Genomic DNA, 23,856 nt, shown 5'->3' with positions numbered 1-23,856 from the left:
TATATAGTAAAGGAGCCTATTATGAGTAAAAAAGCATATATTGCCATAGATCTAGGTGCGTCTAGCGGAAGATTAATTTTAGGAAGTATGGAAGAAAATCAATTAAAGTTAGAAGAAATACATCGCTTTCCAAATGAACCAGTTTACTTAGGTGATACATTTTATTGGGATTTTATGAGGATTTTTCATGAGATAAAACAGGGCCTTAAAAAAGCTGCAAAACTTTCAGATATAGAGATTACCTCCATCGGCATTGATACATGGGGCGTAGATGGTGCATGGCTTGATAAAAAAGGCAAGCTGCTTACCAATCCGGTACATTATAGAGATCATAGAACCAGTGAGATTATGGAGGACTTCTATTCTAAAATAACAGACAGTAAGCTCTATGATATCACAGGTATTCAGAAGATGAGTTTTAATACAGTTTATCAGCTTTATCATGACTTTAAAACCAGTGAAACTGTAAGAACATTGGGTGATAAGTGGTTGTTTATGCCAGACCTTATTGCATACTTTTTAACGGGCGCTACATTTAATGAATACACCATTGCATCAACAGGAGCACTTTTAGATGCTGCAGGGAGAGAATACTCAAAAGAGTTATTTGAAGCCTTAGAAATGCCAATCGATAAGATGCAGAAGCTTGTTATGCCAGGGACTGTTGTAGGAACTTTAACTGATCTTATCAAAAAAGAAACAGGGCTTGGGGATGTTAAAGTTGTTGCAGTAGGCAGTCATGATACGGCATCGGCTGTAGCAGGATCACCATTAGAATCAGAAAATGAAGTTTATCTTTGTTGCGGGACATGGTGTTTAATGGGAATGGAGCTTAGAGAGCCTATTTTGAATGCAAAGTCAAAAGAATTCAATATCACCAATGAAGGCGGCGTAGAGGGAACGATTCGCTACCTTAAAAATATTAATGGCTTATGGTTCTTGCAGCAGCTTCGTAAAGTGTGGAACGAACGTGGTTTAAATCTTTCTTTCCCAGATATTATTGCAGCTGTTAAGAACTCAAATAGTGAATATGCAGTCGATGCAAAAGATGAAAGATTTATGGCACCGCTGGATATGGAAAAAGAAATTATAGCTTATTGTAAAGAGACTTATGGTGTTACCTTAAGCGAAGTAGGCGATATTGCTAAAGCAGCTTATAATGGACTTGGTATCCTCTATAAAGAAGTTTTAGAAGCCTTTGAAGAGCTTACTGGCAAAAATATTAATGTTATCAGAATGGTTGGCGGAGGCATACAAGATCAATATTTATGCCAAAAAGTTGCGGATATTACAGGCAAGAAAGTAGTTGCAGGACCTATTGAGGCATCTTGTATTGGAAATATGCTGATGCAAATGAAAGCTTTAGGCGATATTAGTTCTCTTGAAGAAGGTAGAAAAATTGTTAAAGATTCTTTTGAGCAAAAGGAATACAGACAATAAAAGACATTGTCCACAATAAAAGACATTGTCTACAATAAAGGGTAAAGAGAATGTTGTAAATGGTAGATAACAATTACTTTTTACAACATTCTTTTTATCCTTTTCAAAACAGTAGAAGGTAAGGAGCTAAGACATAATGTTTAGAAAAAAATCTATTTTTATCAGCAAACAAGTATATTCTTATTCTATTGTTTTTGCCATGATGGTTTTGATTTTTTTTATTGCATTTTATAATTATATCATTATAACAAGTGAAAAGATCTCAACTTTAAGTCAACAGGAACTTGCGGATAAGACCATTAAACAGGTTGAGTATTATTTAAATGATATGGATAATATAGCTTATCAAGTCATGACAAATTCTCAGCTTGTAAGTGTTTTTAATAGATTACAGCAAGATAAGACCCTAGAAAATCATTTTGAGAGCAACTTGCTTTTAGATATTGATATGAGAAGTATTTTAACTACCATAAATGGCCCGCATAAATTGATGTGGAGAATAAGTGTCTACAATCAATACTATGACTATATAAGTTCAGGTGCTATAGCAGATCAAGAAAGCATCCAAAGATTTTTGATGGAGCAAGCTACAGAAGAAGAAATGACAGCACTTAAAGCTAAACGTGATAAGCCAATTATCTTATCTCCGCAGCCAGATAGATGGTCAGACAATTACAGTTCGAAGTATGTCACAATAAGACGACCGCTTATGAATATTTATTCACAAGAAGTTTTTGGCATAGTAGAGATTCAGCAAGATATTAAAACATTGGTTGAAAGTATTGAATTTGACGTTATGGAATCTATAGATATAACAATTATAGATGACGATGGGAGAATGGTTTTTGATACATCAGATCAAAGTGAAAAAAGAAGTTCCTTAAATAAAGTTTCAAAAACATCTGAAAGATATGGATGGACGGTTATTCTTTCGCAAAGTAAGTATGCGATGATAGCTCCGTATAAATTACTTATTGTAACAGTTCTGGTTGGAAGTATAGCCATTACGCTACTTATGATACTAGCCATTGTCATTATTGCTAAAAACCTAAGCAAACCTATTATTTTATTAAAGGATACAGTAAGCCAGCTAAGCATTCAAAATATATCTGAGGAGTATCAAAGTGATAATAACATTGATGAAGTAAGAGAACTCAATATTGCTTTTTCATCTATGTTAAACAGGTTAAGCGAATCAATAGCGCTTGAAAAGAAGGCATGGCTTTTAGCACTGCAAGCTCAGATGAATCCGCATTTTTTATATAATAGTTTATCTATTATTAGTGCATCAGCAGTTGAACAAGGGAATGATAATGTAGTAATGATGTGTCATGAACTTTCTTCTATGCTTCGTTATATTGCCTCATATAAAGAAATAACTGTAACCCTAAAAGATGAAATTCAAAATGTAACAAGCTATCTTCAGCTTATGAAATGGCGCTATGAAGATTATTTCATTTATGAAATAGAAGTGCAGGAAGAAATACTTGCTATGCCTATGCCTAAACTTATCTTACAGCCTCTTGCAGAAAATTGTTTTGCCCATGCATTTGTATCTGTAGAGCCTCCCTATTTTGTAAAAATAACTGCCGGTATCGAAGAGAATAGTTGGTATATTAAAGTATGTGATAATGGATGTGGTCTTAAAGAAGAGGAAATACAGCAAATAATAGATAAAATAGAGGATTACTGGAAAGGCAGCAGGGATAAGTATTCACAGATGAAGATCGGAGGATTAGGTCTTGTTAATACACTGATTAGAATGAAATTAAACACAGGTAAGGAAATAATGTATTCTATTGAAAATAATAAGCCTCAAGGCTTAATTATTACAATGCGGGGGGATATTTAATGATTCGTGTGATGATAGTTGAAGATGAGCCACCAATTATGCGTGTGATTACTAAATTTATTGAGGCTTTCAGTGATGAATTTCAGGTGGTAGGCACAGCTATAAATGGTAAAAAGGCAATAGAGTTACTAGAAACAGAAGAAATAGATGTAGTCTTTACAGATATTAAAATGCCGGTTATGGATGGACTTGAACTTACAGAGCGCATTAGAGTACAGAAACCTGAGACTATAGTTGTCATTATCAGTGGCTTTCAGGATTTTGAATATGCCAGAAAAGCTCTTCAATTCCAAGTTTATGATTATCTTCTAAAGCCCATTGCGCCGGATGCCATCAATACAGTACTCAGTAAAATAGAAAAGGAAGTATTCATAAGAGATAAACAAAAACAAAGACAAAAAATTATGAGTCTTATTAATGAAAAGCATGTAGAAGAAAAAGACATAATAGAGCAGACGGGTTATGCTGTTTTTTTAATCTGTGTAGGCGCCTTTCCTCTTATCCCAAATGATTCGATGCTGCCAGCTAAAAGTGTTTGGGACCAAATGGACATGGAGAAGCGGTTAGCTTCTATACTTTTAGAAGAAGAAAACAGCATGTTTTTTAATGGTAAGACAGCAGCAGAGATGGTGGTTGTCTTTGAAGTGAAAGATAAAAAGCGTATTGTTGAAGCAGCAGATCAGTTGGCATGTGCCTTTAAAACAGATAGTTATTTGCCGATGACATTGGCTGCTACTCAGAATATTGTCAAACTTAATGACATCGGACAAGTTTTAGAGGCGCTGCGCGCAAGACTTTATATTAGCATTAAACTTTTTACTTCACAAACAATATGGCTTAATGTGAAGGAAGAGCAAGAGCATGTAAATTTAGATACACAACTTATTGCTGAAACTATTCGCTCGGCGGCGCAACTTGGTGGTGAACAGCTTAGAAACTGTATCTTAACAACACTTGTCAAATTTTCCGAAGTAAACTTGACACAACTTCAGATAGTAGCCTTTTTTTATGATACCATCAGTAGTCTGTACTTTAAACAAGATCAAGCAGGTAAAGATACATCCTCACTTAAGATGGACTTAGATACTGCCATTTCAAACACTGTAGATAATAAATCACTGGCCAAAGATATTGCCTTTATTATACTCGGCACCAATGAGCAAGATACGGCGTTCAATGATAAGAATAATATTCCTGATATTGCACAAAAGATAGAAGAATATTTGCAGCTTAATTACAAGCAATCTATTACAACGAATATGCTCTCTAAAAAATTTGGCTTTGTGCCTTCTTATATTAGTAAATTGTTTCGTGCGTATAAAGGTATGTCACCTTCTGAGTACTTGACTTATTATAGAATTGAAAAGTCAAAGCAGATTATGCTTAATCAGCCGGATATTCTTTGCAAGGAAGTAGCTACAATGGTAGGGTTTAGTGATCAATATCACTTCTCAAAAACTTTTAAAAAACAGGCAGGTATGTGGCCCACTGAATATGTTATTAAAAAATAATATTGTTGTCAGAATGTTATCAACTCACGCCTTGTTAATTGCATTAATAAGGCGTGAGTTTACTTTTTTACATGCCCAGTTTAATAATATGCATTTATCTTAAATGTACATTTTGGTAGTATTTAATTAAAGAAGACAAGTAAAATTTAAATATATATATATGTACTTGAATAACACACCCGTTAAGAAAGGATGAGTGGTGAATGTGTCGGAATTTATTTTAGAGCTAAAAGGCATAACAAAGATATTCCCTGGAGTAAAAGCACTGAATCAAGTGAATTTTAATCTTAAAAAAGGTGAAATACATGCCCTAATGGGAGAAAATGGAGCTGGAAAATCAACTTTTATTAAAGTTATTACAGGCGTACATGCTCCAAATGAAGGAGAAATGTATTATGAGGGCCAACGTGTAAATTTTAAGAATACAAGAGATTCACAAAAACTTGGCATTGCAGCTATATATCAGCATGTTACAAATTACCCAGATCTTAGTGTAACAGAAAATATCTTTATAGGACATGAAAAAGTCTCACCTAAAACAAAACGTATTTTATGGAATGATATGCATAAAAAGGCAAAGGAACTCTTAGATAGTGTCGGTGCCAATATAGATCCTAAGGTACAAATGGGCACACTGAGTGTGGCAGAACAACAAATTGTTGAGATTGCTAAAGCACTGTCTATGGATGCTAAGGTCATTATTATGGATGAGCCAACAGCAGCACTTACTAAGACAGAAAGTGAGCAGTTATATAAAATAGCAGAGCAATTAAGAGACAGTGGCGTATCTATTATTCTTATCTCTCATAGGTTTGAAGACATGTATAGACTTGCAACAAGAGTAACTGTACTTAGAGATGCTCAGTACATAGGTTGTTGGGGTGTTAATGAAATCACTAATGAAAAACTTATTTATGCTATGGTAGGCCGTGAAATGACACAGCTTTTCCCACCTAAACAAAATGAAATCGGCAAAGAAGTCTTAAAGGTAGAAGGACTTAGTCAAACAGGTTACTTTGCAGATATATCTTTTAGCGTAAGACAAGGGGAAATATTAGCCCTTACAGGACTTGTTGGAGCGGGAAGAACAGAAGTTTGCGAAAGTATATTTGGTATTACAACACCTGATAGGGGTAAAATTTATTTTGAAGGTAAAGAAATAACGATTAAAGAGCCACTTGATGCAATGCATATGGGGATAGGTTATCTTCCGGAAGATAGACAAAAGCAAGGTCTTGTACTACAGTGGGGAATTGGTCAAAATATTACGCTTTCAACCCTTGCAAATATTTCTAAGGGCGGCTGGTTAAATGAAAAGAAAGAAGCTGAAGTTGCTAAGACACTGGCAGAAAAGGTAACTGTTAAAGCAGTCAGTATATTTGACACGGCAGATTCTTTATCAGGGGGCAATCAGCAAAAGGTAGTTGTTGCAAAACTGCTGGCATCTGACCTTAAGGTAATTATATTAGATGAACCCACAAAAGGTGTAGATGTAGGTGCGAAATACGCCATCTATGAAATTATGAGAGAACTTGCAAAGCAAAATTATGCGATTATCATGGTTTCATCAGAGATGCCTGAGGTATTAGGAATGAGTGACCGTATAGCGGTTATGAGAGATGGCAGAATAACAGCTACACTTGATGCAAGCGGTATTAGTCAAGAAAAAATACTAGAATTTGCGATGTTAGAGAAAAAGTAAGGAGGAGAGAGGATGCGCAATATCACTAAATTCAGAGAAGCGGGATTACTAGGTTTTATAGTTTTACTTTGCATTTTTATACAGTTTAAGAATCCCAGTTTTTTAAGTTTTGAAAATATCAATGACCTCCTTACCAATACAGCAATACTTAGTATATTAGCAGTTGGTATGATGATGGTTCTTTTAACAAGCGGAATTGATTTATCTATTGGATCAACGCTTGCATTATCAGGGATGAGTGCAGCACTTTTTGTAAGCAGTAATCCTGATGCATCACCTATTGTTGCAATTCTTATAGGGATTGCTGTAGGAACAGTTTGTGGTGCTATTGTTGGATTTTTAGTATCCATACTGGGTGTGTTTCCGATTATTGCTTCGCTGGGTATGCTTAATGTCTTTAGAGGTTTAACTTTTATGATAAGCGGAGGCAAATGGGTAAGTGCCCATCAGATGTCTGCAAGTTTTAAAGGGATAGCAACCAGTTCAATTGTTGGCATTAATACGCTTATTTTTATAGCAATTGTTATTTATATTATCTTTTATTATTTTATTAACTATACAAGAACAGGAAGACAAATTTATGCTGTTGGAAGTAATGTTGCTTCAGCAAAAATAAGTGGTATTAATACAAAGAAAATCTTATGGCTTGTTTATACACTCATGGGTGCCTTGGCAGGACTTGCCGGTGTTTTATGGGTATCTAAGTTTGCATCTGCACAAGGCGATACAGCTACAGGCTATGAACTTAATGTTATTGCAGCTTGTGTACTTGGAGGCGTAAGCGTAGCGGGGGGATATGGAAAAGTATCAGGCCTTTTGGTAGGAACCTTATTATTTGGTATTTTAAATAATGCCTTGCCACTTATTAATGTATCACCGTTTTGGCAGAATGCCATACAAGGGGTTATCATTCTTGCAGCTATTCTTATGAACGCACTTGTAAAAAGACGTGCGACAAAAGAAAATCTCATGAGGAGGAAGATATAAGCTATGGAAAATAAAAGAATTATTGAAAACAAAAAACAATTCAATTTAAAGCAGTTTTTCTTCCAATGGGAATGGATGTTAGTTGCAGTCTTTATCATTATTAATATTATGAATACTAATCTATCTCCTTATTATTTAAGCTTTGATGGCATCATGGGAGCAACGATGACCTTTTTAGATAAAGCTTTTATGGTACTGCCAATGGTATTTATTATCATACTCGGAGATATTGATATTTCAATTGCTTCGACTACAGCATTAGTTTCTGTTATTATGGGCGTTGCCTACAATATGGGGGTTCCGATGCCTCTGGCTATTTTACTTGCACTTGCAATTGGCGCTGTATGCGGTTTTATAAATGGTATACTTATTGTTAAATTTAGAGAATTACCAGCTATGATTGTTACATTATCTACCATGACTATCTATAGAGGAATTGCTTATATTATTCTTGAAGATCAAGCAGCGGGTAAATTTCCTGAGTGGTATGCGTATTTAGGATGGGGGTATGTAGGAAAGATTCCTTTTATGCTTATAGCTTTCATTATATTTGCCGTGTTATTTGCGCTACTCCTTCATAAAACTACTTTTGGAAGAAGTGTTTATGGTATGGGAAACAATGAAACAGCATGTCGCTATTCGGGTATTAAAACGGATAAAATTAAAGTTATTGTCTTCACACTTATGGGACTTATGGCATCTGTAACAGCATTGTTCTTAGTTTCAAGAACAGGCAGTGCACGTCCTAATATAGCACTAGGTTATGAACTAGATGTTATTGCAATGGTTGTACTTGGAGGTATTAGTACCCTAGGTGGAAAAGGACGTATGCTAGGAGCAATTATTTCAGTTTTTATTATTGGACTTCTGCGTTATGGCCTAGGACTTATCAATGTACCGGCACAAGCACTGATGATTATTATAGGTGTTATATTAATTATTGCGGTTACAATTCCTAATATCAATTTAGAGAGCATAACAAAAAAGAAAGCAACAGTATAAGAACATATGTACAGACTTTATTCATGTTTTAAATGAGCTTAGTAAGCTCTTTTAAATAAGTTAAGAAGTAAAAAAAATAAAACGGGGGTAAAAAAGTATGAAAAAATTTAAAAAATTATTAGCACTTAGCCTAGGTACAGTTTTATTAGCATCAAGTTTAGCTGGATGTGGCAGCAAACCAGCTGAGTCAAAAGCTTCTACAGACACAAAAACAGAAGCAGCAGCACCAAAAGATGCGGCAAGCGGTGACGCAAAGAAATTTGTACTTATAGTTAAAAGCACTGGAAATCCATACAATGAAAAACAAGCAGAAGGGTTTAAAGCTGCTATAGAAGAAGCAGGTGCAGGCGAAGTTATCTTAAAAGCACCAGCAGAGCCAACAGCAGAAGCACAAATCCAAATGATAGAAGAAGCAATAGCACAAAAAGTAACTGTTATTGCACTTGCAGGAAATGATCCAGATGCACTGCAGCCAGTACTTAAAAAAGCTATGAATGCAGGCATTAAAGTAATGTCACTTGACTCAAGTGTTAATCCAGACAGCCGTATGGTACACGTTAACCAAGCAGATCCAGAACGTATCGGACGTGTTCAAGTTCAAGCGATTTCTGAAATGATTGGCGGAAAAGGTCAAATAGCAATTCTTAGTGCAACATCACAAGCAGCAAACCAAAACTTATGGATTGAATGGATGAAAAAAGAGCTTGAAGATGCAAAATATGCAGATATTGAACTTGTAAAAGTAGCTTATGGTGATGACCTTCGTGATAAGAGTACATCAGAAACAGAAGCATTACTTAAAGCTTATCCAGATCTTAAAGGGATTATCTCACCAACAACAGTTGGTATGGCAGCAGCAGGTAAAGTTTTAACAGATAAAGGTTTATCAGGCAAAGTAGCTTTAACAGGTCTTGGACTTCCAAGTGAAATGGCAGAATACATCACGAATGGTGTTTGCCCATGGATGTACTTATGGAACCCAATTGATGTAGGGTACTTAGCAGGTTATTCAGCTATGGCACTTGCTGATGGAGCAATAACAGGAGCTCAAGGTGATAAATTCACTTCAGGAAGACTTGGAGAAAAAGAAGTTATTACAGCTGGGGACGGAACAGAGATCATGCTTGGAGACCCATTCAAATTTGAACCAGCAAACATTGAAGAATGGAAGAGCGTATACTAGAATTTCAGCATAAACGTTAGTCTCAGTATGAGATTAATTATAAAGAAATGGCCTGTCTCTCTTGGAGGCGGGCTTTTCTTTAAAGTTGAGGAAGGATAATTATAGTATTCGACCTCGCTAGTCATTGTGAATTGAAGTATAATTAATTAAAGGCAAGTGTTATAATTTAATCGCTATAGGTTCGTATTATAACTTAGTAGGGCTTAGGGATTAGTAAAGAATAGATTATAAGGAGGAAGCATGATGGAAATGAGTAATAAATTTGCTTGGACGTGGAAGATTAAAGAAGAGTGCTTAGAAGAGTACGTAGAGATGCATTTAAATGCATGGCCAGAAATTTTAGAGGCACATTCAAAAGCAGGGATTAAAAACTATTCTATTTTTCAAAATGGTAACCAATTTTTCTATGTATTTGAATGTGATGATGTAAAGGCTGCTTTTGCATATATTGATAAAAGTGAAGCCTGCAATAGATGGAATGCCATTACTTCTAAAATGGTAGAAGGTTCTTTTGATTTTTCTGAGCCAAATCCAATCGTTCCAATGAGAGAAGTATTTTACTTAAAGTAATTGAATCAGTAAAAGTAATATCAAAGCAAAAGTGCCTTCTGGAAAAATCTAGACGGCACTTTTGTTTTAAGTGTTTTTGCAAAGGAGTATAGCATTATTCTAGGGGGTTTGCATTAAATTTTTTAAAAAGTATAATATAATTATAATCTAAAGAAACTGTTGAATAGAAGGTGAGAATTATGAGTGATACGAACAATAAGAAAACGAGTATAATCAAACAGATCCTTCCAATACTGTTTTTCATGCTGATTGGAGCGGTGTGCGGTAGTTTTATCGCTAAATATATGAGGACTATGGAATGGGCAGAAAAATCTATAGGTGAAATGCTTTTTTCAATGGGATTTCTTTTCAGTGGAGTGTATATAGCAATTTTTCTACAGATTATCATCCACGAAGCTGGGCATCTGCTTTTCGGACTTATGACAGGATATGGTTTCTCCTCTTTTCGTATTGGAAGCTTTATGTGGATCAAAGAAGGCACAACGATTAAATGTCGTAGATTATCCATTGCTGGAACGGGTGGGCAATGTCTGATGATTCCCCCAGAAATGAAGGAGGGAAAATACCCCTATGCTCTCTACAATTTGGGTGGTTCGTTTATCAACATTATATCCGCACTTCTATTTGCCGCACTTGCACTTATTGGGAAGAATGTTAGTATATTATCTACCTTGTTAATGATGCTCGCTGTAGTAGGATTTGCTTACGCTCTTATGAACGGTATTCCCATGCGGCTTGGAGCCGTGGATAATGACGGCTATAATGCTTTTTCACTTGGAAAAAATCGAGAGGCTTTACGTTCTTTTTGGATTCAACTAAAAGTTAACGAGCAGATAGCCGCTGGTGTCCGCCTAAAAGATATGCCGGAAGAATGGTTTGAAATCCCTTCGGAAGCATCTATGAAAAATAGCGTGACTGCAGTAATGGGTGTATTTGCCTGTAACCGTCTGATGGATCAGATGAAGTTTGAAGAAGCTGAACAAACTATGGAGAAACTTCTTCAAATGAACACTGGTATTGTGGGAATACATCGTCACTTAATGATGGTTGATCGTATCTATTGTGAACTGATTGGAGAAAACAGACAGGATAGACTTAATAATATGCTGGACAAGCAACAAAAAAAGTTTATGAAGGTAATGAAAAACTTTCCTTCTGTGTTGCGCACTGAATATGTTTATGCCCTGCTCGCAGAAAAAGATGAAGCCAAGGTTGCTAAAATCAAAGAAAGCTTTGAAAAAATCACTAAGAAATATCCCCATCCCAGCGAGATTGTTGCAGAGCGTGAGCTGATGGCATACGCAGACGATTCAGGCGACTTATAATAAGTAGACTGTAAATCTTATATTTAAGGTTTTGCAGTTTACTTATTTTTTATGAAATTATCAGAAAAAAATGTTATAATATAAAATATATAGAAAAATATCTGAAATAACTATGAAAAGGGCAGGAGGAGGTATTATATAAAAGGTCGTAAAGATAGATACACACTTTTATCAGAACTTGCCTTAAATCAATTGAGAAAATATTTGAAAAAGCTTGTTCTCTAGCTAAGATTCGTAATAAAGTGTCTGTTCATACGCTGCGCAGAAAAATATTTCCAATATACAGAGTCCGTTAGATAAATTATCAAATAAAGGAGTATTTTGAATGATAGACATAGACTTAAACTATAGCAAAATTTCCCGACATCAACGTCGGGAATACCACTATTTAAGATATGTATATCGATAAGAATTGGGATAATACTTTAGTTAGGCAAAATTTATAAAGATAAACTTAGGGGATGAAAATATGGAAGCAGTTGAAAAACTTAAAATGATAGAAACAGAGTTAGATAACAAGATAAGAAACATTAAGCCTAAATTTGTTAAAACTCGTACAAAAGCTAGATGTTGGCGCATTGCAGCTATTCTAATTGGAATAATAACAACCATGGTATTGGGAGTCGAAGACATTTCATGGGGAAAGACTGTTGGTTTTATCTTGTCGGCTGTTTTAACTGGTGTTTATTCTATTGAGTCATTATTTGATTATGCTTCAAAATCGGTTCAGGAACATGATTATTACTCAAGATTGACGAATTTGAAACAGGATATTGCTTTTTATAAAGAAGGTAAAGCATTTGACGAGTATTCGTTAGACGCAATTGAATTGTTTTTTATGGAATTCACAAAGATTAGAACGAAATTTCATAATGGAAGAATAGAAACAGTTAGAACATCATATGAAAACACAAAGGTGACAAAGACTTAAAAATATGCTAATAAACTCAGCCTAACAGTGCACTCAAGTTCACTTTGGCTATCAGGGTCACATCTTTTTAGCAATTGAAGCCAAAGCACATTTCTCAACCTAAGATAAGAGCTATCTAAGGCTGAGGAACGTCTTGAGTGCGAGGACGTCAGCAGACATAAATAGCTACGTTTTGAGAACATTAAGATACTGTGAAAAATCGAAAGGAGAAAATATGGAATATATTTGTATCCAAAATGGTAATAAAATAGATGTTATGAGAGAATTAGCGGATTTTACAAATTCTGGATTGCTTGTAGATAAAACCTTTGATTTTATTTTAAAACATAAAGAGATACTTGAATCTGAAGAGAGTATAATGCTTGAGAAAAAAGTCCCTAAAATAAGATGTGGAGAGTTCATGAACTATGTATCACTTGATGCGAAATACAGCATTAATATCAGGAAATCACTAATAATATTAGTAATGTTATTATTAGATGCGTCATTAACTAAGGGAGCTGTCACAACTTTGGCTGGAATGGCAGGCAAAATATCACAAACGTTTTATATGATTGATGATAAGGAGAGGTGTTTATTACTTGATTTACTTATTAATAAGAAAAGCACAATAGATGTTCTTATGCATCATGAAACGGAATGTGTACAGAATGATATAAAGTGTCCATATCGTGATAGATACATATGCAAAAGGGGAGAGCTACAGGTGCAAAATTTAGTAAATGAACTCGTTGAGAAACAAATTATTGTAAACAAATCTGGAAGATATAGTCTTGCTTTTTAATCATCTAGTTATTATGTTATTAATAATAGTTAAGTTATGTATCGGATAACTTCCGTTTTTTACATTAGCTAACAATGCACTCAAGCTCGCTTTGCCTGTTTGAGGACATACCTTTGAAGAAGCAAAGCACATTTCTCAGCCCAAGATAAGAGCTATCTAGGGTTGAGAAACGTCTTGAGTGCGAGGACGTTATACGTAATTCCCCCTCATTTCGGAGTTGTTCTTTTGGGTCACAAGACCATTGTAAATAGCCATAGTTTTTCTAGATGTTTCAGCATTGCTCATTTAGTAGATTATACACGATGTGATTAAAAAAATAATAAATGTAGCAAGAAAATATTATAAAAACATGGAATAAAAGGGGGACATATGAGAGGGAGTATGCTTGAAATCGAAAATATAGTAAGTAACCCAATTCATATTGAGACAGTGGCAAAATGGGTTTTTAATGAATTTGGAGATGGAAAACCTGATAGGACTTTAGAATATGTAATTAATCGGTTTAAGAACCGTAAGTTAAATACGTTTCCTATGAGCTTTATTGCTAAACAGGATGGAAAGTGTGTAGGGGTAATATCAATCTTTGACAATGACTTAGAAACGAAACCTGAATTAACACCGTGGCTAGCTGGCTTATATGTGGATGAAACATTTAGAGGAGCTGGAATAGCAGAAAAGTTAATTAATAAGGTAATAGAAGTGTGCAAAAGTATGGGATATGAAAAACTATACTTAAGAACTGAACATACCTCTGAGTATTATAGAAAAAGAGGCTGGAAGTTTATTGAAGAAACAAGTGATGAGTATGCACAGAGAACCAGTGTTTTTACTAAAGAATTATAGTTGAGATATTTATGTAGTAAGACGCAAAAAACATAAAATAACATAGAAAAATAAGTTTAAAGGCTGAGGGGGAACTACGTATAACAATGCACTCAAGTTCGCTTTGGCTGATTAGGGAGATTTCTTTTTAGCAGCTGAAGCCAAAGCACATTCATCAGCCTAAGATAAGAGCTATCTAAGGCTGATGAACGTCTTGAGTGCGAGGACGTTATACGCAATTGTTGCTTTGCGGTATTCCTTTTGGGGTTCACGTAAATCTGATAGATAGGATGATAAATTAAATAATAATATATTATAATAAAGCTATATAAGTGACAATTAGAAGAGAATAGATATTGTTAGGTAAACAAACAATATAGAGGATTTCAATTTTATATTAAAAGTGAGGAATTAAAATGAACAAAATTGATGAGAATGTTTTGCTGAAAGATATGTATGATGATGGATATTTCCCTGATTTTTTAGTTGACAAGGTGAAAGAACAAATATTAAAAGTTGTATCATTTCTAGAAATTGGGGAAAAAGATATTGATAAAATCCAGGAAAAACTAGATGAGATGACTATATCTATTAATGAATTGGAAGATGAATTTGATGAAAATGAGAGTGAGATAGAAACAGTAGCAAGAGATAGTATTGGTGTTTCTGTTGAATATGTTCTTCAATGTTATGATATTAATATTGACATAGAAGATGCCATAAGAGAACGAGAATGGTAAGTTTCTTTAATTATTGTACATTCTAAATGACAATTAACATGACAGAGGATGGATGCATAAGAGTAGTTGCACATTAAAATATAGTGAGGGACTCCCTTTTTTTGTATGTTTGGTATCTTTAAGGGGTCCAGCAACAACAACGTATAACAATGTGTTCAAGTTCGTGCAGTGGATGAAGGCTTCGAAGCAGAACCGCACATACCCAAGACACTAAGCCAGGTCTGGCTAAGTGTCTTGGGTGTCTTGAACACGGAGACGTTCTACGAAATGGGGGCAGGGGGACCGTGCCGTCCTGGCATGGATTGTGAAAGAATAGCCTTCGAAGTGTTAATCAGGGGAAAGACATTTGCAGTTTTTGATATGCTACATATGTTTTAAATTGTGCACATTAGTTTAAACAGTGAAGTTAGAAAATTTATATTATGAACAGGAGGGTGAAGCAAATGAAAAAGTCGATTTGCATAGTTTCATTGATAGTTATTATGACGATTTTTATTGTCGGATGTCAAAAAGAAAACGCAGAGCAAAATAAGTTAACTATATCTAGTCAAAGTACTGCAAGCATTGAATCAGAAGTACCGAAGTTTATTGACGTTAAAGATGGCTTCGTAATTTTGAAGCAAAGACCTGTTGGTACTGATCCATGGCAGATATATTATGCCGGCCCTGATTATGTTTTTGCAACTTATAATTTTGGAACAGAACTCATTTTTAGATACAATATAAGTGAAAATACTATTGACCAATCGCTTGATGTAAGTTGCTTGCATAAAGATGTTAAGGAGCCTTCTTCTACAAACTGCTTTTTTACTACTGATGGATTAGTGGCTTTTTTCACTGCTGAAAAATCCATAAACTACAAACCAATAGTTGATAAAGATTGGTATAAAGCTGAGTTTGAAAAGAAAAGCATTGAACTGGTGACAAAAAAAGATGATGATTTCAAACTACCCTCGGATATGGAATATTATAAACAAGAGGAGTATGGCATAGCCGCCCAAAAATATCTTGAAAAAGCTAAAGAAAACCCATCTTTGCCGAAATTGCCTGATTGGAGTACAGTTGCGCAAATCAGTAACGATAAATTTTGCATTATTATGTTGAATGATAATAAAAATGGTTCGCCGGGAGCCGGATATTATTACTTCAAATTTGTTGTCGTTGATGTGGCTCAAAATAAAATCTTACAAGAATATCGGATAGATTCAATCGAATAGTATAAGCATAATCTGAAGTTAAGCAATTCATATTCTTTATAGATTATGCATTAGCAACTTTAGGGAGATTGTCTACGGGGTCGGCGTCCATGCCGAGCTCTGGCTTCGCGGGTCGCCCCCACTTCGTAGAACAATGCACTCAAGTTCGCTTTGGCTGATTAGGGTCACTCCTTTTTAGAAGTTGAAGCCAAAGCACATTCCTCAGCCTAAGATAAGAGCCATCTAAGGCTGAGAAACGTCTTAAGTGCGAGGACGTTAGGCGAAAGAATCAATTAGCTTTTTCAATAAAAAGAGTGCCGCATAGATGTTATTGATACCAATTATTCATGGGAGGCAGTAAATGAGAGTTAGGGTATATGATAAAAAGACGAATAATTACTTTGTGTCTGAAGTATATGCAATAATAAATTCAGGATACTTTGAAAAGTATCTAGTTCTTCAAGGTCAAGGTAAAGACCGATACTTTTGTCTCTATGAATATTTAGATAAAGCAAATAAAGTAGTACATTTGCCTGTTAATGTTAACATAATTAGCTGTAATGAATTGCCTGAGCCTTGGATTATAAAAACAGAGTCCGATATAAAGAAATTTAGAAATAAATTTAACGTTAGTAACAAATACAATAGTCTTTATGAATATAGAGGATATGAATTTGTTTTTGAACAAAAGGACTTGCTAATTAAGTTATTGCAAGGACATAAGGTTTCATATGAAGAATTAAGAGGAGATCATGATGAATTTTGTACTAAACTAGATGGCTGGAATTATGTCGAGAATGATGAAGATATTAACAGTTTAATGAACCTATTTTCTGGATTTCATGATTCGGTGCTAAGAAGTTTAACTTATATAAGTGGCTCAGGAAAAACTAATAAAGGAATGAATGTAATAGATTATATTAGACAAGTTTCTATGATATTTGATAGTGATTGGTCAGAAACGATTGAAATTGTATTTGAAGGAGTTTTAGCACTGAATCTACGACCTGCTAATGATAATTATGGTTCTAATTTATTTTCAGCCACTATTGCCTTAAAGGATGAAATAATATTCTTTTATGATGATGACTATGAAATATTAGATATAAAAGATTATGAAGGAACTTGTATAAACGCATTAGGAATGAGATGGAGATTCATAAAAGACTAATAAATTGAAATACTTTAATAAATTATCTTAGGTGGAGGTTATTGAAGAGTCCCATTGATTCCCTCGCCTAACAATGCACTCAAGTTCGCTTTGCTTATTTTGGGTCATCCCTTCGAAGAAGCAAAGCACATTTCTCAGCCCAAGATAAGAGCTATCTAGGGCCGAGAAATGTCTTGAGTGCGAGGACGTTAGCTGATATTGACATACTTTTTTTGGCGTCTTACCCACAGTAAGTCTCATAATACTATTTAGCTTTAAAATAATATATATTGCACATAAGATAAATCGTTGAAAAGATTTAAAAAGTAAATTATATGATAGGGGGCAGTTAAATTGTTAGAATTATTTCCAGAACCAATACTGAGTTTACCAGAAGCAGATATAAACTTAAAAGGAATTAGAGCACATTTGGCACAAGGGCTGGAGCATCAAATTATTTTCATGAGCTTTAATGAAGATGTTGATTTGCCGGAACATTCTCATGAAAGCCAATGGGGAGTGGTGCTAGAAGGTAGAATTGATTTAATAATTGATGGTATTAAGAGTACATATCAAAAAGGTGATAGATATTTCATTCCCAAAGGTGTTAAGCATAGTGGGAAAATTTATGCTGGATATGCAGACATGACTTTCTTTAATCAAAAAGATAGATATCAAATAAAGAATAAAATTTAAAACTGAATTGAATAATTTATGGCTATTGCAAGTCTTCAGTATGTCAACATCAGCTAACAATGCACTCAAGTTCGCTTTGGCTGGTTAGAGGCGCTACTATTTAGAAGTTGAAGCCAAAGCACATTTCTCAGCTCAAGATAAGAGTTATCTAGGGCTGAGAAACGTCTTGAGTGCGAGGACGTTAGATGATATTGTGTACTAGTACAAAATTGCGTAGTGGCAGTTAAATTAAGGGGGAAATCATGAAAACAAAAGATTGGTTAAAGTATATGTTGAAAATTTATTTAAGGAATCTTTAAGACAAGAATTTCGTTTTAATTATTATTATATGGTGAGTAGTGTGCTTATTTGTGTATGTATTGGCCTAGTTTTAGGATTAGAACATATAATTAGAGAAATAAGAAAAGATGGAATATGGAAAATCAATTTACCCAAATTAATTATAGTTGGCATACCATCATAATATTTTGGTCTAATCTATATATGGATTTATATTGGTAGTCAGATTTCTCAAAATATAAAAATATATCCAGAAATACATTTGATGAGGTATATCGTAGATTCTGTACCATTATTTCAAGTAATACTTGGGTATGTGGTTATTACCAGTTTTTATAAACATACTGAAAAAAAAGATTTGTAATGTGGTCTTTGATTATACAATAAAATCGATTGAATCATGGGTGTTGGTAATTTCCGTACGCAACATCATCTAACAATGCACTCAAGTTGGCTTTGCCTATTTTGGGTCATTCTCTTGAAGAAGCAACGCACATTTCTCAGCCTAAGATAAGAGCTATCTAAGGCTGAGAAACGTCTTGAGTGCGGAGACGTTAGATGACATCCCCCTCTAGTAAAAAGAGTAGTATCACATATGTAATATTAATTGTTAATGTATAGAGCGCTACTAGGTCGAAGTACTTTCTAAGTGTGAATTGGAAATTGTTTATATTAGGAGGTGTATTATGAAAACGTTAGAAACCAAAAGACTGATAATGAGAGATTGGAAAGCATCTGATATATTTGACTTTTATGAGTATGCCAGTATTGAAGGTATTAGCGAAATGACTGGGTGGCCGCATCATGAGAATATTGAAGTTACTAAAACAATATTAAAAGGCTTTATTGATAGTGGCATAGAGTATGCTTTGGTATTAAAAGAAGAAAATAAAGTAATTGGTTCTTTAGGTTTTCATAATAGAACTGCTGACACAAGTTATAGAGCTGATATACAAAGAGAGATTGGGTACGTTTTAAGCAAAGTATACTGGGGCAGAGGTCTTATGACTGAAGCTGTGCGAGAAGCAATCCAATATGCTTTTGATGAGATTAAAGTAGATGTTTTGTGGTGTGGCCATAAATCATTTAATCTACAATCGAAAAGAGTAATCGAAAAAAGCGGGTTTAGATATTATTGCGATGATACATATGAATCCTTTGATAAAACTTATGATGCAAAAAAATATATTTTGACTAAAGATGACTATCATCTGTTGTTCCAAAATAAGACATAATCAGAAGTTATCTTACTTCGCTTTATTTATAAAGTACGCATTAGTCTAATATCAAGAGATTGATATTAGTTGAGATTACTGGCAACTTCCGAGGGGGGACATCATCTAACAATGCACTCAAGTTCGCTTTGCCTATTTGGGGTCATGCCTTCGAAGAAGCAAAGCACATTTCTCAGCCCAAGATAAGAGCTATCTAGGGCCGAGGAACGTCTTGAGTGCGGGGACGTTAGCAGACATAATCATTTCTGTATAAGCAAAAATAAGATAGGGGAGCGAAGATATGGAAAAGGATTCTAAAAGATATTGGCTAGGAGCAGGGGGAGTATTGTTGGCTGCAATTTGTTCAATGCAATTACCCCATACCAATAAGTCTATATTTGAGTTTATAATACCGACAATAAAACCAAGTCCAAATAGCAGAATATACGTTAACGGTTTGTTGGCTATTATAATTTTAGTATGGAGTTATAATGAGATTGTTAAGAGCAATTATTTCAAAAGTAGTAGAGTTGTAATATTTTTAGTAATGTTCTTTATTATTGTACCGAATATATTTCAGTGGATAAATGCAATAAAGGCACCCTATTATGCTCTAAGTAGAGGTTTAAAGAGTATAGAATTAATTGATAGTAAATATGATCTTCATTATGATAAAAGTAATTCAATAAAATTAGAATTAAAATTAAAAAATTATAGTAGTAATGTAAAAAAGCTAAAAGTTGCATTAGTGTTACCAGAAATTATGAGTTCAGTAATATCTGAAAGCAAACTGATTTTACCCACGGAGTACTATATTCATCCTCAAGAATCTAAAATCATTATTGACCAGTTAAAGTTTACATATGTTGATGAGGATTCAGAGAATGATTTATTCAATATAAGTTATTGGTATGATAATTATCAAATAATTCTATTTAATGATAATGATGAATTGGTAATAAAACAGGGAAAAGATTGAAAAGGGTTAATGACTACATCAGCTAACAATGCACTCAAGTTCGCTTTGGCTGATTAGGGAGATTTCTTTTTAGCAGCTGAAGCCAAAGCACATTCATCAGCCTAAGATAAGAGATATCTAAGGCTGATGAACGTCTTGAGTGCGAGGACGTTATGCAACACCCCCTCTACATTAGGAAATAGGTAGGATAAAAAAATAATGGAGGTAGATCATGAGTGCTGATCATAATATAAGATTCATTAGATATGACGAACTTAGAGCTTTGTTAGATTTATACAAGCACTTTGACAATAATGATCCAGAGCCGGAAGATAATGAAGAACTGAAAAAATTATGGGATTCAATATATGATGATCCTAATTTATATTATATAGTTGTAGAAAAAGATGGTATCTTAATAGCAACATGTAATATTACAATTATCAAGAACTTAACAAGGCGTGCTAGACCTTATGGCTTAATTGAGAATGTAGTTACACATAAGAAATATAGGAACAATGGGTTTGGGAAGCAGGTAATAAAAAAGGCAGTAGAAGTAGCAATGAATAATAATTGTTATAAGGTAATGTTGTTAACAAGTTCAAAGAAGGATGAAACACTTAATTTTTATAGAAGTTCAGGATTTAGGGATGATATTAAGACTGGATTTATAATGAAGCTTTGACTTAATTTATATCAGATGAAATATGAAGAAAAGCAGTTGGGCGCCGCACAACAATGCACTCAAGTTCGCTTTGCCTGCTTGGGGTCATACCTTCGAAGAAGCAAAGCACATTTCTCAGCCTAAGATAAGAGATATCTAAGGCTGAGAAACGTCTTGAGTGCGAGAACGTTAAGCGAAATATCTTACTTATCATAAATTTGGGGAGGAATTGTGATGAAAACAAAAGAAAAGATTAGAATCTTGGAGAAATTAATTGAAAGATCAAATACTGTAAAAATAGAGAAAAGTGATGATCCTGACTTTAAAAACTGGAAGAACTTGGTCGAGAGAACATTGATAAAAGTATATGGAAAAGACTCTGTAGAATTCGAACATTTTACGAAATTAAGATTTTTTTATCGGGCGATGATTTATACTTCCAATAGTGACTATACATCAGATCATTTACAATGTTTTAGGCGTGACTTTAAGTTACTTATTGACTCAATTAACACTTATATAGAAGAACTAAAAGAAGAGGATATAGAGAAAGTTGATGATGGTGCAAATGAGAGTTTATCAAATGAGATATCAAAAATTTTTATTAGTCATTCATCAAAGGATTCAGAGGTGGTTGAAGAGATCATTGAAATATTAGAGACCATAGGGGTGGAATCGAACCAAATATTTTGTACTTCTTTCGAAGGATATGGAATTGGATTAGGAGAGGATTTTTTAAATGCAATAAAAACAGAATTATCTTCAGATGTGTTAGTGCTGTTTGTACTTTCAAATAACTTTTATGAAAGTCCAGTATGTATGTGTGAAATGGGAGCTTCGTGGGTATTATCAAAAGAGCACATTCCAATTATAGTACCACCATTATCATATGAGAATATTAAAGGTGTGATTCCTTTAACACAAGGAATGTTATTATTAGATTCATTAAAATGGAATTCCTTCAAAGAAAGAATTGAGGAGATATTTAACATTAGAAATCCTTTGAGTTTTTCAACTTGGGAAAGAAAACGAGATAGAATATGTAATAGACTTGAAAATGTATTGAAAGACTAATATTTGGCTAACTTCCAGATACTTCGCTTAACAAAATATCTCCGTTCGCTGCGCCCACCTCTTCACTGGTGCAAGCGCCGCTACGAAGAAGGGCTCTGTGGGTACAGTTCAGAGGCGTCGGAGATACGGAGACGTTATCGGAAATTAGACTGTAGTAGAGATAAGTCTATAAAAGAAATTGATATTTGCGTTTTCCATGAAGTATACGTCTTATTTCAACACAGTCATTTTTAACCACATAGAACACCAAATAACTGCTTACTACTAGAATCCTATAATTTAAGCGTTCAAGCCTTGGATCCCTGGGAGTTACTCCAATAAAAGGTAAGTCAGCTAGATTGGATATTGACTCATCAATGTTTTCAAGAAGAGATAGAGCTGATTGCGGACTATCAAGAGTAATATATTCAATTATATCTGTAAGATCTTTCTCTGCTATTGGCAAATATTCTATTTGGTACTTTTTATTCATTTATTTTAGACCTCATTTTAGTCATCAAATCTTTATGAGATATTCTAGTAATAGTAGATTGGCTTTCAACCTCAGCTTCTGCTAACTTTTGATATAGCTCGATTAGAGCTTGTTGCTGCTCGTAAAGTGCTTGACTCATAACTACCATATCACCATGACCGTTTTTGGTGATGAAGATTGGTTCAGCATTAGTGTGGCATAAATCAGATATCATGTTAAAGTTGTTTCTTAAATCAGAAATTGGTTTTATTATTGGCAAATTAATCACTCCTTTTAAAACTATTATTTATCATTATTATATCATTATTATGATAAATTTTCTATTGGTTTATTTAGTAATCTAGATAAAACTGGTGTTTAAAGAGTGATAATATTTCATTAAAAGGAAGGACTTCCGATAACAATGTATCTCCGTTCGCTGCGCCCACCTCTTCACTGGTGCAAGCACCGCTACGAAGAAGGGCTATGTGAGTACAGTTCAGAGGCGGCGGAGATACGAGGACGTTATATGACAGTGTGGGCTAGGTATTTATTAAATTTACGTTGAATATAAGGGGGTGTTAGAATGGATATTTTGGAGACGAATAGATTATTTTTAAGACAGTTTAAACCTGATGATTGGGAAGATTTATATGAATATCTGTCATTAGAAGAAGTTGTAAAGTATGAACCATATGATGTTAAAAGTAAAGAAGAATGTAGGAGAGAAGCATTTAATCGATCTAAGAATACTGGATTTTGGGCGGTATGCCTCAAGGATAATAAAAAATTAATAGGTAATATTTATTTCCAACAACAAGAACCGGAAGATTTTATGACTTGGGAACTAGGGTACGTTTTTAATCCTCAATATTATGGAGAAGGCTATGCTACAGAAGCGTCAGAGAAGATGCTTGAATATGGATTTGAGAAACTGGATGTACATAGAATAACAGCAGGTTGTAATCCAGATAATACCTCATCATGGAGATTGTTGGAACGATTAAAGATGAGAAGAGAAGGATATTTTATAAAACCAATATTTTTCAAGAGAGATGCTAATAGGCAACCTGTTTGGCAAGATGCATATCAATATGCAATTTTAAAGGAAGAATGGTTTAAGAGGAACAAATAGTTATTGTGAATGTAGTATTTTTCAAAAGTTTATGGCTATTGGTTGCTTCCGCACACACCGTCATATAACAATGCACTCAAGTTCGCTTTGCCTATTTTGGGTCATGCCTTCGAAGCAGCAAAGCACTTTCCTCAGTCCAAGATAAGAGCTATCTAGGGCTGGAAAACGTCTTGAGTGCGGGGACGTTATA

Annotated in this window: 23 protein-coding genes; 21 read left to right on the top strand and 2 right to left on the bottom strand. The window is 34.3% G+C overall.

Annotated elements, in window-relative coordinates; genetic code table 11:
- Nucleotides 1-21: 21 nt before the first annotated feature.
- The 20 genes from BN3326_RS20010 (at nucleotide 22) to BN3326_RS19910 (ending at nucleotide 22,080) form a co-directional block, all read left to right on the top strand.
- A complete protein-coding gene (locus BN3326_RS20010; RefSeq protein ID WP_070001021.1) occupies nucleotides 22-1,440 on the top strand; it encodes a rhamnulokinase in 1,419 nt (472 codons plus the stop codon).
- Between the two features lie 136 nt (nucleotides 1,441-1,576).
- A complete protein-coding gene (locus BN3326_RS20005; RefSeq protein ID WP_070001020.1) occupies nucleotides 1,577-3,292 on the top strand; it encodes a sensor histidine kinase in 1,716 nt (571 codons plus the stop codon).
- Entirely contained in the window at nucleotides 3,292-4,803 is a 1,512-nt protein-coding gene (locus tag BN3326_RS20000; protein WP_070001019.1) for a response regulator transcription factor, read from the top strand. Before BN3326_RS20005 ends, BN3326_RS20000 begins: the two co-directional genes overlap by 1 nt.
- 205 nt (nucleotides 4,804-5,008) lie before the next feature.
- Nucleotides 5,009-6,505, top strand: coding sequence for a sugar ABC transporter ATP-binding protein (locus BN3326_RS19995; protein ID WP_070001018.1), 1,497 nt, complete (start codon nucleotides 5,009-5,011; stop codon nucleotides 6,503-6,505).
- 12 nt (nucleotides 6,506-6,517) lie between these two features.
- Nucleotides 6,518-7,492, top strand: a complete 975-nt coding sequence (locus BN3326_RS19990; RefSeq protein WP_070001017.1) for an ABC transporter permease — start codon at nucleotides 6,518-6,520, stop codon at nucleotides 7,490-7,492.
- A 3-nt stretch (nucleotides 7,493-7,495) separates the two neighbouring features.
- On the top strand, nucleotides 7,496-8,494 hold the full coding sequence (locus BN3326_RS19985) for an ABC transporter permease (protein WP_070001016.1): 999 nt from the start codon (nucleotides 7,496-7,498) through the stop codon (nucleotides 8,492-8,494).
- Between the two features lie 97 nt (nucleotides 8,495-8,591).
- Nucleotides 8,592-9,677 carry a rhamnose ABC transporter substrate-binding protein gene (gene rhaS / locus BN3326_RS19980; RefSeq protein ID WP_070001015.1) on the top strand — a complete coding sequence of 362 codons (1,086 nt, stop codon included), beginning with the start codon at nucleotides 8,592-8,594 and terminating at the stop codon, nucleotides 9,675-9,677.
- Between the two features lie 243 nt (nucleotides 9,678-9,920).
- Nucleotides 9,921-10,247 carry an L-rhamnose mutarotase gene (locus BN3326_RS19975; RefSeq protein ID WP_070001014.1) on the top strand — a complete coding sequence of 109 codons (327 nt, stop codon included), beginning with the start codon at nucleotides 9,921-9,923 and terminating at the stop codon, nucleotides 10,245-10,247.
- A 179-nt stretch (nucleotides 10,248-10,426) separates the two neighbouring features.
- Nucleotides 10,427-11,572, top strand: a complete 1,146-nt coding sequence (locus tag BN3326_RS19970) for a zinc metalloprotease (RefSeq protein WP_070001013.1) — start codon at nucleotides 10,427-10,429, stop codon at nucleotides 11,570-11,572.
- Nucleotides 11,573-12,041: 469 nt separating this feature from the next.
- Nucleotides 12,042-12,503, top strand: a complete 462-nt coding sequence (locus BN3326_RS19965; protein ID WP_070001012.1) for an SLATT domain-containing protein — start codon at nucleotides 12,042-12,044, stop codon at nucleotides 12,501-12,503.
- 214 nt (nucleotides 12,504-12,717) lie between these two features.
- The gene (locus BN3326_RS19960; protein ID WP_070001011.1) at nucleotides 12,718-13,287 is read left to right on the top strand and encodes a hypothetical protein; all 570 of its coding nucleotides are present in this window, start codon (nucleotides 12,718-12,720) and stop codon (nucleotides 13,285-13,287) included.
- Between the two features lie 369 nt (nucleotides 13,288-13,656).
- The gene (locus tag BN3326_RS19955) at nucleotides 13,657-14,130 is read left to right on the top strand and encodes a GNAT family N-acetyltransferase (protein WP_083258976.1); all 474 of its coding nucleotides are present in this window, start codon (nucleotides 13,657-13,659) and stop codon (nucleotides 14,128-14,130) included.
- 395 nt (nucleotides 14,131-14,525) lie between these two features.
- Entirely contained in the window at nucleotides 14,526-14,849 is a 324-nt protein-coding gene (locus BN3326_RS19950) for a DUF5713 family protein (RefSeq protein WP_070001010.1), read from the top strand.
- A 443-nt stretch (nucleotides 14,850-15,292) separates the two neighbouring features.
- Nucleotides 15,293-16,066: a hypothetical protein gene (locus BN3326_RS19945; protein ID WP_070001009.1), complete on the top strand. Its 774-nt coding sequence runs from the start codon at nucleotides 15,293-15,295 to the stop codon at nucleotides 16,064-16,066.
- 340 nt (nucleotides 16,067-16,406) lie between these two features.
- Nucleotides 16,407-17,216, top strand: coding sequence for a hypothetical protein (locus BN3326_RS19940; protein WP_070001008.1), 810 nt, complete (start codon nucleotides 16,407-16,409; stop codon nucleotides 17,214-17,216).
- Nucleotides 17,217-17,549: 333 nt separating this feature from the next.
- Nucleotides 17,550-17,891 carry a cupin domain-containing protein gene (locus tag BN3326_RS19935; protein ID WP_070001007.1) on the top strand — a complete coding sequence of 114 codons (342 nt, stop codon included), beginning with the start codon at nucleotides 17,550-17,552 and terminating at the stop codon, nucleotides 17,889-17,891.
- Between the two features lie 965 nt (nucleotides 17,892-18,856).
- The gene (locus tag BN3326_RS19925; RefSeq protein ID WP_070001005.1) at nucleotides 18,857-19,405 is read left to right on the top strand and encodes a GNAT family N-acetyltransferase; all 549 of its coding nucleotides are present in this window, start codon (nucleotides 18,857-18,859) and stop codon (nucleotides 19,403-19,405) included.
- 280 nt (nucleotides 19,406-19,685) lie between these two features.
- Nucleotides 19,686-20,363, top strand: coding sequence for a hypothetical protein (locus tag BN3326_RS19920; protein ID WP_070001004.1), 678 nt, complete (start codon nucleotides 19,686-19,688; stop codon nucleotides 20,361-20,363).
- A gap of 211 nt (nucleotides 20,364-20,574) precedes the next feature.
- Nucleotides 20,575-21,027, top strand: coding sequence for a GNAT family N-acetyltransferase (locus BN3326_RS19915; protein ID WP_070001003.1), 453 nt, complete (start codon nucleotides 20,575-20,577; stop codon nucleotides 21,025-21,027).
- 213 nt (nucleotides 21,028-21,240) lie between these two features.
- Nucleotides 21,241-22,080, top strand: a complete 840-nt coding sequence (locus BN3326_RS19910; protein WP_070001002.1) for a TIR domain-containing protein — start codon at nucleotides 21,241-21,243, stop codon at nucleotides 22,078-22,080.
- Nucleotides 22,081-22,246: 166 nt separating this feature from the next.
- Here the strand turns inward: BN3326_RS19910 and BN3326_RS19905 are convergent, their stop codons facing one another.
- A complete protein-coding gene (locus tag BN3326_RS19905; RefSeq protein WP_070001001.1) occupies nucleotides 22,247-22,552 on the bottom strand; it encodes a type II toxin-antitoxin system RelE/ParE family toxin in 306 nt (101 codons plus the stop codon).
- Complete coding sequence (locus BN3326_RS19900; RefSeq protein WP_070001000.1) at nucleotides 22,545-22,811, bottom strand: type II toxin-antitoxin system Phd/YefM family antitoxin; 267 nt, start codon at nucleotides 22,809-22,811, stop codon at nucleotides 22,545-22,547. Before BN3326_RS19900 ends, BN3326_RS19905 begins: the two co-directional genes overlap by 8 nt.
- A gap of 306 nt (nucleotides 22,812-23,117) precedes the next feature.
- On the opposite strand from BN3326_RS19900, the gene BN3326_RS19895 reads away from it, so the two are divergent.
- A complete protein-coding gene (locus BN3326_RS19895; protein WP_070000999.1) occupies nucleotides 23,118-23,666 on the top strand; it encodes a GNAT family N-acetyltransferase in 549 nt (182 codons plus the stop codon).
- The last annotated feature ends 190 nt before the right edge of the window (nucleotides 23,667-23,856 follow it).

The sequence above is a fragment of the Cellulosilyticum sp. I15G10I2 genome (assembly GCF_900095725.1).
In the GTDB taxonomy this organism is placed as follows: Bacteria; Bacillota; Clostridia; order Lachnospirales; family Cellulosilyticaceae; genus FMMP01.
This window is presented reverse-complemented; position numbering and strand designations above follow the sequence as displayed.

Bases quoted from the DNA above. Each gene is read 5' to 3' on its own strand.
- BN3326_RS19940 (WP_070001008.1), top strand. From the start codon at position 16,407: ATGAGAGTTAGGGTATATGATAAAAAGACGAATAATTACTTTGTGTCT.
- BN3326_RS19945 (WP_070001009.1), top strand. From the start codon at position 15,293: ATGAAAAAGTCGATTTGCATAGTTTCATTGATAGTTATTATGACGATT.
- BN3326_RS19975 (WP_070001014.1), top strand. From the start codon at position 9,921: ATGGAAATGAGTAATAAATTTGCTTGGACGTGGAAGATTAAAGAAGAG.
- BN3326_RS19895 (WP_070000999.1), top strand. From the start codon at position 23,118: ATGGATATTTTGGAGACGAATAGATTATTTTTAAGACAGTTTAAACCT.
- BN3326_RS19950 (WP_070001010.1), top strand. From the start codon at position 14,526: ATGAACAAAATTGATGAGAATGTTTTGCTGAAAGATATGTATGATGAT.
- BN3326_RS19965 (WP_070001012.1), top strand. From the start codon at position 12,042: ATGGAAGCAGTTGAAAAACTTAAAATGATAGAAACAGAGTTAGATAAC.
- BN3326_RS19990 (WP_070001017.1), top strand. From the start codon at position 6,518: ATGCGCAATATCACTAAATTCAGAGAAGCGGGATTACTAGGTTTTATA.
- BN3326_RS20000 (WP_070001019.1), top strand. From the start codon at position 3,292: ATGATTCGTGTGATGATAGTTGAAGATGAGCCACCAATTATGCGTGTG.
- BN3326_RS20010 (WP_070001021.1), top strand. From the start codon at position 22: ATGAGTAAAAAAGCATATATTGCCATAGATCTAGGTGCGTCTAGCGGA.
- BN3326_RS19925 (WP_070001005.1), top strand. From the start codon at position 18,857: ATGAAAACGTTAGAAACCAAAAGACTGATAATGAGAGATTGGAAAGCA.
- BN3326_RS20005 (WP_070001020.1), top strand. From the start codon at position 1,577: ATGTTTAGAAAAAAATCTATTTTTATCAGCAAACAAGTATATTCTTAT.
- BN3326_RS19905 (WP_070001001.1), bottom strand. From the start codon at position 22,552: ATGAATAAAAAGTACCAAATAGAATATTTGCCAATAGCAGAGAAAGAT.
- BN3326_RS19910 (WP_070001002.1), top strand. From the start codon at position 21,241: ATGAAAACAAAAGAAAAGATTAGAATCTTGGAGAAATTAATTGAAAGA.
- BN3326_RS19915 (WP_070001003.1), top strand. From the start codon at position 20,575: ATGAGTGCTGATCATAATATAAGATTCATTAGATATGACGAACTTAGA.
- BN3326_RS19920 (WP_070001004.1), top strand. From the start codon at position 19,686: ATGGAAAAGGATTCTAAAAGATATTGGCTAGGAGCAGGGGGAGTATTG.
- BN3326_RS19955 (WP_083258976.1), top strand. From the start codon at position 13,657: ATGAGAGGGAGTATGCTTGAAATCGAAAATATAGTAAGTAACCCAATT.
- BN3326_RS19970 (WP_070001013.1), top strand. From the start codon at position 10,427: ATGAGTGATACGAACAATAAGAAAACGAGTATAATCAAACAGATCCTT.
- BN3326_RS19985 (WP_070001016.1), top strand. From the start codon at position 7,496: ATGGAAAATAAAAGAATTATTGAAAACAAAAAACAATTCAATTTAAAG.
- BN3326_RS19960 (WP_070001011.1), top strand. From the start codon at position 12,718: ATGGAATATATTTGTATCCAAAATGGTAATAAAATAGATGTTATGAGA.
- rhaS (WP_070001015.1), top strand. From the start codon at position 8,592: ATGAAAAAATTTAAAAAATTATTAGCACTTAGCCTAGGTACAGTTTTA.